Origin of the sequence: Ewingella americana ATCC 33852, assembly GCF_000735345.1 — a bacterium.
Lineage (GTDB): Bacteria > Pseudomonadota > Gammaproteobacteria > Enterobacterales > Enterobacteriaceae > Ewingella > Ewingella americana.
On sequence record NZ_JMPJ01000067.1, the window covers coordinates 31,476 to 45,532 of the forward strand.

The following is a 14,057-nucleotide window of genomic DNA, read 5'->3' on the forward strand; positions in this document are numbered from 1 at the left end:
CTAACAATAAGAGCGCGTGATATCTGTTAATTATCGGTGACGGTTAATACGGTTTTCGTGCCACTGCTTTAAAAATCCGTCCGTCGAATTGCTGTCTGCGAGGCGGACTCTACCACGTGATTATGGCACCGCGTAGACGCTGCGCATTACGTGAGCAAGATCACGCAGCCCACCCCGTGACACCCCACTTTTTAGTGACTTTCATCACAAAACACTCCTGAAACTTAGGTACAACGAACAAATTTTACGCGTTATCGCTTTTAAAACGTGACTAAAATCACATTTTTCCTTCGTCGCTTTGTTATTAAAATGTGATATTCATCACAATTTATTTTTCGACGACGGCAAAAATTATGTTCAAAAAGCATCCAGCCGTGCGAAGGCCGTCTATGAATCAGTTTACGAGGGGGATGTTGAAAGAAAATTACGGTTGGGGGGAGTGGGAATACGCTCAGGACAGCGGCTATGGGCGCAATCCCCACTCTTATATGGCTTGCTATTACAAACCTTAAATATTTTTTTGGTTTGGAATGATGCCGAGTATGATGCTAGTGACGACAAAATGACCTCAAGGATTGAGTGATGAAAACGGAACTACCCGTGGACGGGTATGCGTCAGCCCACGCGCTGATGGAAGCAATGCAAGGAACGAACGGCGATACGTTCTGGCTGGCGAAAGCAGAAGGTCACTGGCACGGCGGCATCCACCTCAAAGACAGCATTTCCGGAACGTCCGGTTTTCGAAGCATGACCGACGGCCATATCGTGGCCTACCGGCTGAATGACGACTATCTGAGAGCCCCTAGCGGGCCAAAAATGTTGAAATTCACTTCTACATTCATCCTCATCAAATCGACCTGCACACCCGACGCTGACAAACCCGCGGACGCGCTAGACTTCTATACCCTGTGGATGCAGCTCTCTCCGCTGTCAAAATACGGCGGTGATAGACCTGCTTTAGTCACCGCGAGCAGCCTAAAGGTCCGACAGAACAGCGCGGAGAGTCGCTGGGCGCGCGGCGGCATCCCCGCAGGCCATTCGGTGAATGCTTCCGGCGAGAATCTCTCCCTCTACGGCGTGCCTGTCGACAGCGGCGGTACCCTGCCTCGCGGCACCGAGGTAGAAATATTGGAGGAGGCCAGTTTCTTCCTGAAGCGGCGCGCTTCGCCTTTTGTATTTGTCCGGGTGATTTCCGTCCCGTCGGGTAAAAACTCGTCGCTTGCGGTGGGCGAAACAGGCTGGGTGTCTGGACTGGGTAAGTACCTGAAACGCCAGCCCTCAACTATTCCCGGTTGGATGCAAAAGGCGAAAGCCCGGGGCGAGTTTAATCAGGTTGTGACACTGGCCGGTGATGACCTTATCGCAGTGGCCGCGGGTGAGAAGATTGGCCATGCCGGAAACAATGAGTCGCCGGGCGTCGCGCCCTGTGCGTTTTCACACCTTGAGATATTTAGCCAAGACAGCCGCTTTCCCGATTTTGTGGAGAACAAAGCGGGCCTGAGTGTGGGCGAGAAGCTGCTCAGGTCAGAGGCGGGAAAAACGCTGTGGCAGTACCGCGAACGGGAAAATCGCTTTGTGGCGATGGAAGGAGAGTCGGCCCGCCAGACCAGTGACCGCCAATTTACCAAGCTGACCGACGCGAAGAAGACCGAGGCTGACGGCCGGCTCTGGTACTTTATTGAGAAAGAAAACGGCTGGCTCCCTGCGTCGGATGTGACGGAAATCGAACATTACGATTTGGCTGAACGTGGCTTTGTCATGCTGGTTCAGGAGGAGCCGCCGACGGACGTCACCAAAGGATTTCAGGAAAGCTGGCTCCGTGAGGCTTACGGGAAGCTTGAAGTACATTCGGCGAAGCAGAATGGGATGTATTCACTGAGCCTGACGGAGTACTACCAGAAACGACTGCGCAAGTGGGACTTAGACGGTGACCAGAAACTCTCCGGGTACGAGATATGGCGCGGTTTGCACTGTCGTGAAAGCTGGTGCCGTGACATCGTGCAGCGGCTGTTGGTGAAACACCATAGCGAATGGTTGCACGACGCGGACTCCGCGCGATGGCGGCCGAGGCTGGCAGAGTTGTCGAAACGTTACCCAACGATCGCGCAGTACAATCACGCGCACATCAACGCACTGGTATGGATGAAAGATGTGCCGGAAATTAGAAGCGGAGAGGCTCTGTGGCACATGCATCCTTTGGTATTTTTGGATGCAATCACAAGAAAATTTAGCGATACAATTGATTTCCAGACAAGCTTGGGTATTTACAAAATATCTAAAAAATCAGCCGATTTAATTTTAAAAGCTGAAGGTTACCAAAAATCTCCTTATGTACCTCAAGGTAGTAATGCCAGTGGCGTCACAATTGGATATGGTTATGATTTAGGACAGCAAACCGTAGCTAAAATGCGAGCCATGCTTACTGGCTATTTTACGGAGGAGCAGCTAACTCGTTTGGAACAAAGTATTGGACTGAAAGGTGATAATGCTTTGGCTTTTATCCCTTCATTTAGTGATATAACAATTAGCAAAGAGGAAGCGACGTCTTTAGCTATGAAAATGAAATCTAAATATGCACAAATAGTCGTGGACACGTATCCGGAAGTCTTGAACACGCACCCTCATTGTCAAGGAGCCATGCTTTCACTAGTAATCAATCGTGGTACATCCTTTGTTAAACCCAATGTTGCTTCGCGCATTGAAATGAAGAATATTCATGATGACTTTATTTCAGGAAATTTGAGTGACATTCCAAATCAGTTTCGCTCAATGAAGAGACTTTGGGTTGGTAAGGGGTTAGACGGGTTAATAACCCGCAGAGAAGATGAAGCCAAATTATTCGAGGAGGGATTATCTCAATGAAAAAATTAATACTATTATCTTTAATTAGTTTTTCTGCTGTAGGCTACGAAAATTGTACAAGTGGGGATACTGCCGCATTGGAAAAATGCTCTTATAATAATTATCAATCAGAGGATAATCTTCTCAACTACTTGTATAAAAGCATAGTTACATCTTTCCCTGAGATAAAAGATGAAGTAAAGAGAACTCAGATCCTATGGATCAAAGCTAGGGATGAAATTTGCAAATATAGTCCTGATGACGGTGCCGAGTATAAGATAAATCAGAATGCATGTTTGTATCAGCAAACATACGAGAGAAATCGTGAACTAAAAGCAATAATCGACAAAGAGACCAATAAAGATGTAGCCCCAAAAATAGAGGCGCAGCCCGAATGGGATAACTACATTAAAAATCACTGTGACTTTATGGAGAAACAATTCTCAGATAATGAATGTAAAGGCAGAAACCAGTTTCTTCATTCTGACTAGTAGATGAGTATTAAGTTGGCAGAACTAAATCACTTAAGATCAGTTTAATATTCTCGCAATGTTTTTTGAAAAAAGCAAAACCATCTTTTAAGGTGGTTTTGCTAAGTCAGATAACTGCTTAACTAAGATAGTTCAACCTTATGGGAACAGTCATCAAATCTGAGCTAAAACAAATATATCAACGTTATACTTTTTAACTCAAGGAAGGGGTATTTACAATGATAATTCCAAAGAAAGCGACATTTGTACTAATAACGATAACTTTTTTTACATATGCAACATCTAAAGATGAAGAGATGAATTATCTTGATATCAAAAATAAATATACACAAGCAGATCACGAGCTAAATGACTTGTATACTATCCAAATGCAGAAATATAAAAAAGAAGGTGGCGATTTGTATGGACAAGCCTTATCTAAAGATATATTCCTGAAAAAATCCCAACAAATATGGATCAGATTTAGGGATACAAGTTGTGATTATGAAACATACGAATCCCAAACCGGAACTGGGTATCAAAGCATATATACCCAATGTCTTCTTGATAAAACCATTGAGCGCATAAAATACCTAAAAGAAAACAATTAGAATTCATTCTTGGGGTGTACGTGAAATTTTTTTCGGCGTATCAGGAGAAGGCAAGGCGAGAAAAAATCTCAGGCCCCCCGATCGAGGAGCCTGAAGGTGTTAGCTGCGGGTTATTTGCCCTGCGCTTTCACGATGGCGGCCTGCAACTCTTCGGCAGACACGGCACCTGGCAGTACAGTGGTGTTTGCAGCGGTTGCGCCAGAGGTTGGCATCACCACGAAGCCCGGCGTGCCGCCGAAGCCTAAAGTACGCGCCAATTCGTCATTGGAGGCGAGAGCTTCATGGGTCGCTTTCAGCTGGTCTGCGCTTGGCGTGCTGGCTTTGGCTGCTTTCACCGCAGCGGCGATGTCCGCGTTGGTCAGCTTGCCTTCGTCATGGCCAGTGCGATAAAGGCTGTTGTGATAGTCGAAGTAAGCCTGTGAGCCCTTCTCTTTCCACACTGCCATGCCGGTTTCAGCAGCGGTGATTGACTCTTTCCAGCGATCGCCGAAGATTGGCCACTCTTTAAACACGAAACGCACGGTTGGGTTGGCTTTCACAGTCTGCTCAACCAGTGGCGCCATACGACTGCAATACAGACATTGGTAATCGAAAAACTCCACAAACGCGACTTTGGCATCTTTCGGGCCATAGCTTGGCGTCGCTGGATCATTCACCAGCGCTTTAGCGTTTGCCAGCACCGCGTCCTGAGCCTGTTGCTGTTGCTGATCAGCCTGCTGCGCCTGCAACTTCTGGCTGACCTGCACCAGAATCTCTGGGTGCGCGACCATGTAATCAGCCGCAATCTTGCCAATCGCTTCTTGCTGAGCTGGAGTGAAATCCGCGGTGGTGGCATCAGCCGCCATCGCCAGCGTAGGGGTCATTACCAGTGCAGCCAGCAAAGTCATCGTCTGACGTTTCATTGATGGATCCTTAATAGATGAAGTCGGTAAACAGAGAAATGTATTGCTGAAAAGTAGAGTAAATCGCAGCCAGTTGCAGGTGGAAAATTGTTATTTTTTATAAATTTACAGATCCTGACGCTGGCGCAAGAGACAAAAAAGCCACGAGGTTTCCCACGTGGCCTGATTATTTAACAATAATTCAGCGAGTTACCAGAAATTAATGGCTGTAATCGCCTTGCGCGACTTTCTGCGCACTGAGCAGCGTCTGCTGTTTGCCCACCAGATTCGACATCATGGTGTTGTACTGCGTTGCCTGCTGCTGAGTCGGGAATTGCACGCCGCCATTGGCGAAAGCAACCTGATTGCCCTGCTGTTGCAGGTAATCGCCCACGGCAATAATGTCCTGAGTGAAGCTGCTGAGTGCAGGCACCAGTGGGGTCAGAACGTTAGCCGGTTCGGTCACGACATTGGAATAAACCTGACCATAAACCGCTTTCAAATCATCCGGCTGCTTCAACGCGGCCATCGCGGTATCCGCTTTATTCTTCGAGTCACGAATTTGCGCACTCAGAAGATTTAACGAACCCGCCGCCTGTTGCAGCGCAGAGCGTTGCGTCATGTAGTCCTGCGGGGCACGAATCTGACCAATGGCGCTTACCGCTGGGACCAGACCGCCTTCAACCGACGACTTCAACTGACGCGAGAACGACAGAATGATGCCGTAATCGTTAGCATAATTGCCGAACTTCTGTTTTTGATCTTCGCTCAGCGACGGCAGATTCTGCCCGCTGCGCATCACGGTATTTTGCAAATAATCGATAAAAGCTTTGCGTTGCTCCGGCTCTTTATCGCCGCATGCCGTGAGTTGAAACACGACCAGCAATGCCACAAACGGCGCTAACCAACGCCCGAATGCCCTGCTTCTGATCCCTACAGCCATGAGTCCTGACTCCTGATTTCAATGTTCTTTTTACCGGCCAGTTCCGTGCCGATCTGGGCTTTCCATGCGTGTAATAGAATAGAACATCTGGGGTGAGAACGCTTTTTAAAAAAGCGGGCAAAAGGGTTTAAATTCAACTTCAACGTCAAAACCGTGGGCCGCCACGCAAACTGTTCTGCTCCTGCCTCTGAAAAGGGGGAGGGATAAAACCAACGTCAAAATCCTAAACAAAACAAACTGAAACGGCTCGGTTGAGAAGCCAGTAAGCCGCATTCAGAAGTGACGCCGAGCAAGAGGTGGAAAACCGCGTGGTAGTTTGCGTTTCAACGCAATGTCTTAAATTTAAAACTAAAATTTGCAATCAAAAAAAAAGAGGCCAGGTCACCAGACCCAGCCCCCCCTCAACACTTTACCTTCAGCTTTCTAAAAGCTGAAAATCCCCTGCTTATTGAAGCAGAGAAATATCCGCGACTTGCAGGAACAGCTCACGCAGCTTGGACAGCAGCGTCAGGCGGTTCACGCGGATGGCTTCGTTCTCATCCATTACCATCACGGTATCAAAGAAGCTGTCGACGGTTTCACGCAGCGCGGCTAACTCAACCAGCGCTTCCTGATACTGGCCTGCTGCGAACAGCGGTTCCAGTTTGTCGCGCAGGACGACCAGATGGGTCGCCAGCTTCAGCTCTGCCGCTTCTTTCAACACGGAAGCGTGGACGTGGTCCAGCAAGGTGTCGGTAGACTTCGCAAGAATGTTTGAAACACGTTTGTTGGCAGCGGCCAGCGTCGCGGCTTCATCCAGTGTACGGAAGTGACTCACGGCTTTCACACGGGCGTCGAAATCAGCAGGCTTGGTCGGACGACGCGCCAATACGGCTTGAATGGTGTCGACCGCGTGACCTTCTTCCTGATACCACGCGCGGAAACGACCGAGCATGAAATCAACCACTTCATCCACAGCCTTGGCGTTAGTCAGCTTGTCGCCGTACAGGCGAACCGCTTCTTCGGTCAGGGTTTGCAGGTCGAGAGGCAGGTTCTTCTCGACGATAATGCGCAGCACGCCCAGCGCGGCACGGCGCAGAGCGAATGGGTCTTTATCGCCTTTTGGATGTTGACCGATGCCGAAGATACCGGCTAGCGTGTCCATTTTGTCAGCGATTGCCAGCGCACAGGCCACCAGCGATTCTGGCAGTTGGTCGCCAGCAAAGCGCGGCTGATACTGCTCGTTCAGCGCCACGGCCACTTCTTCAGCTTCGCCGTCATGACGCGCATAGTGCATGCCCATCACGCCCTGAGTGTCGGTGAACTCGAACACCATGTTGGTCATCAGGTCGCACTTAGACAGCAGGCCCGCGCGCTTGGCGTTCTCAACGTTGGCACCGATTTTATCGGCGATCCAACCTGACAGCGCTTCGATACGGTTGGTCTTGTCACGCAAAGTGCCGAGCTGTTTCTGGAACAGAACGGTTTCCAGACGCGGCAAGTTGTCTTCCAGACGCTTTTTCAGGTCGGTATTGAAGAAGAACTCGGCGTCGGCCAGACGTGGACGAACCACTTTCTCGTTACCGGAGATGATCTGCTGCGGGTCTTTCGACTCGATATTGGTCACGAAGATAAAGTTCGGCAGCAGTTTGCCCGCGGCGTCGTACACCGGGAAATACTTCTGGTCGCCCTTCATGGTGTAAACCAGCGCTTCAGCAGGCACCTTGAGGAATTTCTCTTCGAACTTGGCGGTCAGCACGACCGGCCATTCAACCAGCGAGGCCACTTCTTCCAGCAGGCTTTCGCTCAGGTCAGCAATACCACCGATCTCTTTGGCAGCTTTCTCGGCATCTTGCTTGATGAGGGCTTTACGCTGCTCATAATCGGCAACCACTTTGCCGCGTTCCAGCAAGATTTGCGGGTACTGGTCAGCATTGTCGATGGTGAATTCAGCTTCGCCCATGAAGCGGTGGCCGCGAATAGTGCGCGCAGACTCGATGCCCAGAATGGTGCCTGGGATCAGCTCATCGCCCAGCAGCAGGGTCACGGTATGAACCGGACGCACAAACTGCACGTCGGAGTCGCCCCAGTGCATCAGTTTAGGAATTGGCAGTTTAGCCAGCGAATTGGCGACCATCGGTGCCAGCAGGTGTTGCGCGCTCTCGCCTTTGACGTGCGCACGGTAAACCAGCCATTCACCTTTGTCAGTCACCAGACGCTCGGCCTGATCGACAGTAATGCCACAACCGCGCGCCCAGCCTTCGGCCGCTTTGCTCGGTTTACCTTCGGCATCAAAAGCCTGAGACACGGCTGGGCCGCGTTTTTCGACTTCACGATCGGCCTGAGTGGCGCTCAGGTTGGAGACTTTCAGCGCCAGACGGCGCGGTGCCGCGAACCATTTTACTTCGCCGTGTGGCAGATTTGCCGCATCCAGCTCCGCAGTCAGGTTAGCCGCAAAAGATTCAGCAAGGCTACGCAGAGCCTTCGGTGGCAGTTCTTCAGTACCGATTTCCACCAGAAAAGTTTTTTCAGTCATCACTGTTTCTCACTTCTCGTTCTTTTTGCACATCGGGAAGCCCAGCACTTCGCGGGAAGCGTAATACGCTTCAGCAACCGCTTTAGTGAGGGTACGGATGCGCAGAATGTAGCGCTGGCGTTCAGTCACGGAGATGGCTTTACGCGCGTCCAGCAGGTTAAAGCAATGCGCCGCTTTCAGAATGCGTTCGTAAGCAGGCAGTGCCAGCGGCTTCTCAAGAGCCAACAGGGTTTGCGCTTCTTTCTCATGCTGCTCGAAACAGGTGAACAGGAAATCAACGTCGGCGTATTCGAAGTTATAAGTCGATTGCTCAACTTCGTTCTGGTGGAACACGTCGCCGTAGGTGGTTTTACCCAGCGGGCCGTCGCTCCAGACCAAGTCGTAAACGCTGTCTACGCCCTGGATATACATCGCCAGACGTTCCAGACCGTAAGTGATTTCGCCGGTAACAGGCTTACATTCCAGACCGCCAACCTGCTGGAAGTAAGTGAACTGCGTCACTTCCATGCCGTTCAGCCACACTTCCCAACCCAGACCCCATGCGCCAAGCGTTGGGTTTTCCCAGTTGTCTTCGACGAAGCGGATGTCGTGGATCAGCGGGTCAATACCCAGCTCTTTCAGCGAGCCGAGGTACAGCTCCTGAATGTTGTCCGGGGAAGGTTTGATCATCACCTGGAACTGGTAATAGTGTTGCAAGCGGTTTGGGTTCTCACCGTAGCGACCGTCAGTCGGGCGGCGTGACGGCTGGACATAGGCTGCCGCAAAAGGCTCTGGGCCGAGTGCGCGCAGGCTGGTCATCGGGTGCGAGGTACCCGCGCCGACTTCCATATCCAGTGGTTGAACAATGGTGCAGCCCTGCTGCGCCCAATAATCCTGAAGTGTCAGGATCAGGCCCTGAAAGGTCTTGGTATCAAACTTTTGCATGTTGGTTTCGCACGCGAGACAGTGAGTTTAAAAGAGTCGGACAGTATACCCGCTGAGCGGAAGATAATCAGCCAGAATGACACAACAGATCGGTTGCATTAGGTTTCGGCCTCTCTGTGCTCATCGACTGGCGGCTAATCGGTAGGCTGCATCGCCTTCCCGCTTGCCTATCGCCACCACCACGACCACTATTTGCTGGTCTTCCACCTGATAAACCAACCGATAACCCAGACTTTTGAGTTTAATTTTATATCGATTGGCTTTTGGCCCGGATAAACGCGCTGAGGGGACATGCGGGTTTTCCAGCCGCTCGGCCAGTTTTTTCTTGAATTGCTCTTTGATGGGGGGAGCCAGCGCCTTCCATTCCTTGAGCGCCGACTTTAAGAAATCGAGTTTATAGGTCATCCAGAGTCAGCCTTATCCTTTCTTCACCCTGCCGCTTATCCATAATGCGGTTCAATTCGACGTCTTCCGCCAAACTCATGAGATAGGCGTAGAGGTCAGGCGGGACACAGTAAAAGGCCGGTTCGTTGCGATTGAGAATTGCCACGGATTCGCCTTCTCCTGCGCTAAACGTCCCCATTGGGTCACGTTTTAATTCAGTAATGCTGGCAGCTGATGAGGTGAGTATTTCAAACGGCATAGTTTTTCTCCTGTCAGACTATGCCGTAATTATAGCCTTTAAAGGTGCTTTTAAAAGCACCTTTAAAGATTCTTTTAGAACCTTGCACTGATACCCGCGTTGTAAGAGGTCTGTTCGCCAGAATCCAGTCCGGTGGTCTGGGAAACGGCGGCGAAGGCGGCGACGCTGTCGGTCAACTGCACGTTAGCGCCGATGGTCATATCCACCCAGTCTTTATCCTGATCTTCCGTGGTGCGGCTAAAGCGCGTGCGGGTCGATTTAATCGCGCCGGTGGCGGTGTAGTTGTTATCACCGAACTGGCGGTCATAGGTGACCTGCGCATACGGGTTGACGATGCCCAGCTGCGCGTTCAGACGCCAGCCCAGCGCGCCAATCTGCGAGTGGGAAGTCTGGTCGCCAAAGCGCATTGAGGTGCTGTTGTTGTCCTTCTCGGCGTAGCCGTTAACGCTGCTGTAATCCCAGCTGTATTGCGCCACCGGGCCGGTAGTCAGCACGGGTAACACCGGAATATCCCAACCTGCGGTCACGCGGCCACCGATATTTTTACCGTCGGTGTCGCCCTGCTCGGTGCGGGTTGCTGGGCCGAGGGTGATGCTGCGCTTGATGTCGTCATAGTTCAGCGAGCCATAGTGGAAATCGCCGTTGATCCAGCCGTTTTCGGCGATTTTCACTCCGGTGAAGGCCGTCGCCATCCAGCCACGCGTGCGATAGCTGAAGTTGTCGGTCGGGTCCTGCTTGTCGCTGGAGCCGGAAATCATCAGGCCCATCATCCAGTTGTCGGTCAGCTGATAATCCAGCCCGATATTGCCGGAGTTGGTGGTGCTGTCGCCATTGCCCAGAGAAGGATTGGCTTTGTTGTCGAAGTGCTGCCCGGCATAGCCGCCGAACATGCCGAAGGTGCCGGCTTTGTTATCCTGCGTGCGCAGCTGCTGGTAGCGGCTGTCGAGCAGCCCTTGGGTGTTGCGCGCTAATGCCAGTGAACCTTGGTTCAGGGCAGTGACTTCCAGCGGGCCGTTGATCACCGACTGCATATACTGCGCAATCAGCGCGTGGGCCTGCGGCGTTGGGTGGAAGTGGTCGGCAAACAGGAAAGCTTTGCTGCTGTCGAAGCCCGGCAGGTTGGAAGTACATTCTGACGCCGAGGTGCCGACCGGGCAGGCGGTGCCCGCGGTATTGGCGAAGCCGTACATCGCCGGGTTGGCGATCACTTCGTTGAACAGGCCGTTGATGTCCACGCGCGCGATGTTGCCGCCGGTTTTCGCCAGCGCGATATCTTCGGTGGTGTTGTAGGTTTCAGTCAGCCCTTCCGCCACGCCGCGCAGCGCGTCATAGGCCGCAATCATCCCCTTCGATATCAAGTCCTGCACGATCTCTGAGTCCAGCCCGGCGGTAGTCGAGGCCTTTAACGCGTCGTGGATGGCCTGAGTACGGGCATCGGTGCTCGGGGTGTTTTGCGCGTTGAGGTACTTATAGGCTGCTTCCAGCGCCTGCTGCTGCACTGGCAGCATGCCGACTTGAATAATGCCTTCCATCAATACCGGGGTCAGGCCGATGTTAGGCACCGTCGGCACCACCACGGTTCCTGCTCCGGCTTTCAGTAAGTCATTAACCTGCGACGCGGCCTGAGTCGCGCTGTTAGTTGCAATATCCAAGGCTTTTAATGGGTTAAGCGCCGCAGCCGCCAAGTCATTGCCGCCAATCCAATGGATGTACAAGCCATTCGGATCGGCTTTGCCGCCGGTGGAAGCCAAATAGTTTTTTACCTGATCCTGCGTGGTGTAGTCGGAATCCAGCCCCGGCACGGCCACGCCGCCGCCTTCGGCATAGTTCAGCCCGCCTTTGGAAGAAGGCGTTAACGTGGTGCCGATATTGCCAGCCAGAATTTCGTCATAAAGCTGATGGGAGCTGCTGTCGAAGGTCCAGCGGCCGATATTTCCGGTGTCGCTCAGGCTGTCGCCGAACACATAGAGCTGGTCATAGGCATGGGCTGAGGCGCTGGTGCCAAGCAGAATGGCGGTAGCCAGAGCACATCGGGTCAGGCGTGAAAGAGGTTTTTTATTCTTATCCATCAGGTGTTGGCTCATCATCATGTTTTCCATCATCAACGAGAAGGTCGAAGACCCATCTGTATGTAAGGATTGCGTAATTTGTGGTGTTGACTATGGTTCAGAATGCCGGGTAGTCAAGGATGAGAACGCAAAAGCGGGAAGTTGCAGAGTAGTCTCATCAAGTTGCAGACTAGCTCCATTAGTAGGACTATGAGCCACCGCCATGACGATAAGGATTAACGTAATGACACGATGTAGTTGGGTATCCAAAGAGCCCATTTATCTGGAGTATCACGACAAAGAATGGGGCGTTCCGGTGAAAGATGGCCGCGAACTGTTCGAAATGCTGTGTCTTGAAGGCCAGCAGGCCGGTCTTTCCTGGATAACCGTGTTGCGTAAACGCGAGAATTATCGCCGCTGTTTTCACAATTTCGACCCAGTTCGCATCGCAAAAATGAGCGATGAGGATGTCGAAACGCTGGTACTGGACGCGGGCATCATTCGCCATCGCGGTAAAATCAAAGCCATCATCTCCAATGCACAGGCCTATTTGGCGATGCAAGCCAACGGCGAGGACTTCTCTGACTTTATTTGGCAGTTTGTCGATAACCAACCGGTCATCAATAATCCTCTCGGCCCAGAAGGCATTCCGGCCAAAACCGCCGTGTCTGACAGCATGTCCAAGGCATTGAAGAAGAAAGGTTTTAAGTTTATCGGCTCGACCATTTGCTACGCTTTTATGCAGGCCGCAGGGCTGGTGAACGATCATCAATCTTACTGCTTCTGCCACCCCGACAATCGCCCGGCATGATCCGCCTCTCCTCACCCGCCGACACGCCAGCCATTATGCTGCTCTGGCTGAAAAGCACCCTCGCCGCTCACCCCTTTATAGAGGAGTCATACTGGTATGAGAGCGCCGCGATGGTGCGCGAGGAGTTCTTACCGAAAGCCGTCACTTGGGTTTCTTGCGACGCGGCGGGCGAGATTGAGGGTTTCATCAGCGTGCTCAACAAGCAGTTTATTGGCGCGCTGTTCATCAAAGAAACGCTTTATGGTCAAGGCGTTGCTCAACGTTTGATGCAGCAAGCCAAGGAGAGTTTCCCCCTGCTGCTGTTTGAGGTTTACCAACAAAACCACCGCGCGGTGGCGTTTTACCGCAAAGAGGGGTTTTTGGTAGTCAATGAGACTGTCCATCCCGGGACGTCTCTCCCCACTTGGGTACTGCGCTGGCAAAAGCCTTTTGCGTCGTAACGCGTTAAAAAAAAGTTCCGTAAAAATCCGCAGAAGTGACAAAAAAGGAGAACCGGAATTCTCCTACTGCTTAACGCAGCAAAATTCCGCATAAAGAGCGCCAGAAAGCCGAAATACCTATGACAGCCGGTTTCATTTCTTTATGTTTTGACACCTTTTTATGTGCAACTTGTGACGAATTGCCGCGTCATAATCAAAACGATTCGGCTTGAAATAAAACATCCCTAAAGGAAATTAAGATGAAGAGAAGACTTCTTGTGGTCGCGGGCGCACTTTGCGTCACTATGGGCCTGTCAGCCTGTACCACCAACCCGTATACCGGCGAATCTGAAGCAGGAAAATCAGGCATCGGCGCAGGTCTTGGGGCCGCACTGGGCGCGGGCGTAGGGATGCTTTCATCATCTAAACATGACCGCGGCAAAGGCGCTCTGATTGGCGCAGCGGCAGGCGCAGCACTGGGCGGCGGCGCGGGTTATTACATGGATGTGCAGGAATCCAAACTGCGTGACAAAATGCGCGGCACCGGCGTTAGCGTGACCCGTCAGGGCGATAACATCGTGCTGAACATGCCAAATAACGTCACCTTCGACTCGAACAGCAGCACCCTGAAACCGGCGGGTGCCAACACCCTGACCGGCGTGGCGATGGTGCTTAAAGAATATCCGAAAACTGCCGTTAACGTCGTCGGCTACACCGACAGCACCGGCACTCGCGCGCTGAACATGAAACTGTCCCAGCAGCGTGCTGACGGCGTAGGTAGCGCCCTGATCACCCAAGGGGTGGACGGCAGCCGCGTGCGCACTCAGGGCGCAGGCCCGGACAACCCAATCGCCAGCAACAGCACCGAACAGGGCAAAGCGCAGAACCGTCGCGTAGAAATTACCCTCAGTCCGTTGCAGTAAGTGGTATCGATTTGGTAATTACGGGGCC

General features: G+C 51.9%; 13 protein-coding genes. 6 read left to right on the forward strand and 7 right to left on the reverse strand.

Annotation, left to right across the window (positions count from 1 at the left end; all coding sequences use genetic code 11):
* Positions 1-582 precede the first annotated feature (582 nt).
* The 3 genes from GEAM_RS17995 to GEAM_RS18005 all read left to right on the forward strand — a co-directional run bounded on the left by GEAM_RS17995 (position 583) and on the right by GEAM_RS18005 (position 3,922).
* Positions 583-2,862, forward strand: a complete 2,280-nt coding sequence (locus tag GEAM_RS17995; RefSeq protein ID WP_034794244.1) for a pesticin C-terminus-like muramidase — start codon at positions 583-585, stop codon at positions 2,860-2,862.
* Complete coding sequence (locus tag GEAM_RS18000; RefSeq protein WP_034794247.1) at positions 2,859-3,332, forward strand: lysozyme inhibitor LprI family protein; 474 nt, start codon at positions 2,859-2,861, stop codon at positions 3,330-3,332. The genes GEAM_RS17995 and GEAM_RS18000 overlap by 4 nt, the downstream gene beginning before the upstream one ends.
* Before the next feature lie 218 nt (positions 3,333-3,550).
* Positions 3,551-3,922: a lysozyme inhibitor LprI family protein gene (locus GEAM_RS18005; protein WP_051899568.1), complete on the forward strand. Its 372-nt coding sequence runs from the start codon at positions 3,551-3,553 to the stop codon at positions 3,920-3,922.
* Between the two features lie 110 nt (positions 3,923-4,032).
* On the opposite strand, the gene GEAM_RS18010 is transcribed toward GEAM_RS18005, so the two are convergent.
* The 7 genes from GEAM_RS18010 to GEAM_RS18040 all read right to left on the reverse strand — a co-directional run bounded on the left by GEAM_RS18010 (position 4,033) and on the right by GEAM_RS18040 (position 11,912).
* A complete protein-coding gene (locus GEAM_RS18010; protein WP_034794251.1) occupies positions 4,033-4,824 on the reverse strand; it encodes a DsbA family protein in 792 nt (263 codons plus the stop codon).
* A 199-nt stretch (positions 4,825-5,023) separates the two neighbouring features.
* Positions 5,024-5,746 (reverse strand): DUF3053 domain-containing protein, encoded by a 723-nt coding sequence (locus GEAM_RS18015; RefSeq protein WP_034794254.1) that lies wholly within the window; start codon positions 5,744-5,746, stop codon positions 5,024-5,026.
* 445 nt (positions 5,747-6,191) lie between these two features.
* Positions 6,192-8,261: a glycine--tRNA ligase subunit beta gene (gene glyS / locus GEAM_RS18020; RefSeq protein WP_034794257.1), complete on the reverse strand. Its 2,070-nt coding sequence runs from the start codon at positions 8,259-8,261 to the stop codon at positions 6,192-6,194.
* Between the two features lie 9 nt (positions 8,262-8,270).
* Entirely contained in the window at positions 8,271-9,185 is a 915-nt protein-coding gene (gene glyQ, locus GEAM_RS18025; protein WP_034794259.1) for a glycine--tRNA ligase subunit alpha, read from the reverse strand.
* A gap of 120 nt (positions 9,186-9,305) precedes the next feature.
* Complete coding sequence (locus GEAM_RS18030; protein WP_034794262.1) at positions 9,306-9,590, reverse strand: type II toxin-antitoxin system RelE family toxin; 285 nt, start codon at positions 9,588-9,590, stop codon at positions 9,306-9,308.
* Entirely contained in the window at positions 9,580-9,828 is a 249-nt protein-coding gene (locus GEAM_RS18035) for a type II toxin-antitoxin system Phd/YefM family antitoxin (RefSeq protein WP_034794265.1), read from the reverse strand. The genes GEAM_RS18030 and GEAM_RS18035 overlap by 11 nt, the downstream gene beginning before the upstream one ends.
* A gap of 74 nt (positions 9,829-9,902) precedes the next feature.
* Positions 9,903-11,912 (reverse strand): autotransporter outer membrane beta-barrel domain-containing protein, encoded by a 2,010-nt coding sequence (locus GEAM_RS18040; protein ID WP_419471241.1) that lies wholly within the window; start codon positions 11,910-11,912, stop codon positions 9,903-9,905.
* A gap of 208 nt (positions 11,913-12,120) precedes the next feature.
* Here GEAM_RS18040 and GEAM_RS18045 point away from each other — a divergent pair, with 208 nt between their 5' ends.
* The 3 genes from GEAM_RS18045 (at position 12,121) to GEAM_RS18055 (ending at position 14,029) form a co-directional block, all read left to right on the forward strand.
* Positions 12,121-12,687 carry a DNA-3-methyladenine glycosylase I gene (locus tag GEAM_RS18045; RefSeq protein WP_034794268.1) on the forward strand — a complete coding sequence of 189 codons (567 nt, stop codon included), beginning with the start codon at positions 12,121-12,123 and terminating at the stop codon, positions 12,685-12,687.
* Positions 12,684-13,127: an N-acetyltransferase gene (locus GEAM_RS18050; protein ID WP_034794270.1), complete on the forward strand. Its 444-nt coding sequence runs from the start codon at positions 12,684-12,686 to the stop codon at positions 13,125-13,127. Before GEAM_RS18045 ends, GEAM_RS18050 begins: the two co-directional genes overlap by 4 nt.
* Positions 13,128-13,366: 239 nt before the next feature.
* Positions 13,367-14,029 carry an OmpA family lipoprotein gene (locus tag GEAM_RS18055; protein ID WP_034794272.1) on the forward strand — a complete coding sequence of 221 codons (663 nt, stop codon included), beginning with the start codon at positions 13,367-13,369 and terminating at the stop codon, positions 14,027-14,029.
* The last annotated feature ends 28 nt before the right edge of the window (positions 14,030-14,057 follow it).

What these genes read in the sequence shown, in the direction of transcription:
- GEAM_RS18005 (WP_051899568.1), top strand. Translation starts at nt 3,551, where the DNA reads ATGATAATTCCAAAGAAAGCGACATTTGTACTAATAACGATAACTTTT.
- GEAM_RS18000 (WP_034794247.1), top strand. Translation starts at nt 2,859, where the DNA reads ATGAAAAAATTAATACTATTATCTTTAATTAGTTTTTCTGCTGTAGGC.
- GEAM_RS18045 (WP_034794268.1), top strand. Translation starts at nt 12,121, where the DNA reads ATGACACGATGTAGTTGGGTATCCAAAGAGCCCATTTATCTGGAGTAT.
- GEAM_RS18010 (WP_034794251.1), bottom strand. Translation starts at nt 4,824, where the DNA reads ATGAAACGTCAGACGATGACTTTGCTGGCTGCACTGGTAATGACCCCT.
- GEAM_RS18055 (WP_034794272.1), top strand. Translation starts at nt 13,367, where the DNA reads ATGAAGAGAAGACTTCTTGTGGTCGCGGGCGCACTTTGCGTCACTATG.
- GEAM_RS18015 (WP_034794254.1), bottom strand. Translation starts at nt 5,746, where the DNA reads ATGGCTGTAGGGATCAGAAGCAGGGCATTCGGGCGTTGGTTAGCGCCG.
- GEAM_RS18035 (WP_034794265.1), bottom strand. Translation starts at nt 9,828, where the DNA reads ATGCCGTTTGAAATACTCACCTCATCAGCTGCCAGCATTACTGAATTA.
- GEAM_RS18030 (WP_034794262.1), bottom strand. Translation starts at nt 9,590, where the DNA reads ATGACCTATAAACTCGATTTCTTAAAGTCGGCGCTCAAGGAATGGAAG.
- GEAM_RS18050 (WP_034794270.1), top strand. Translation starts at nt 12,684, where the DNA reads ATGATCCGCCTCTCCTCACCCGCCGACACGCCAGCCATTATGCTGCTC.
- GEAM_RS17995 (WP_034794244.1), top strand. Translation starts at nt 583, where the DNA reads ATGAAAACGGAACTACCCGTGGACGGGTATGCGTCAGCCCACGCGCTG.
- glyS (WP_034794257.1), bottom strand. Translation starts at nt 8,261, where the DNA reads ATGACTGAAAAAACTTTTCTGGTGGAAATCGGTACTGAAGAACTGCCA.
- glyQ (WP_034794259.1), bottom strand. Translation starts at nt 9,185, where the DNA reads ATGCAAAAGTTTGATACCAAGACCTTTCAGGGCCTGATCCTGACACTT.
- GEAM_RS18040 (WP_419471241.1), bottom strand. Translation starts at nt 11,912, where the DNA reads ATGAGCCAACACCTGATGGATAAGAATAAAAAACCTCTTTCACGCCTG.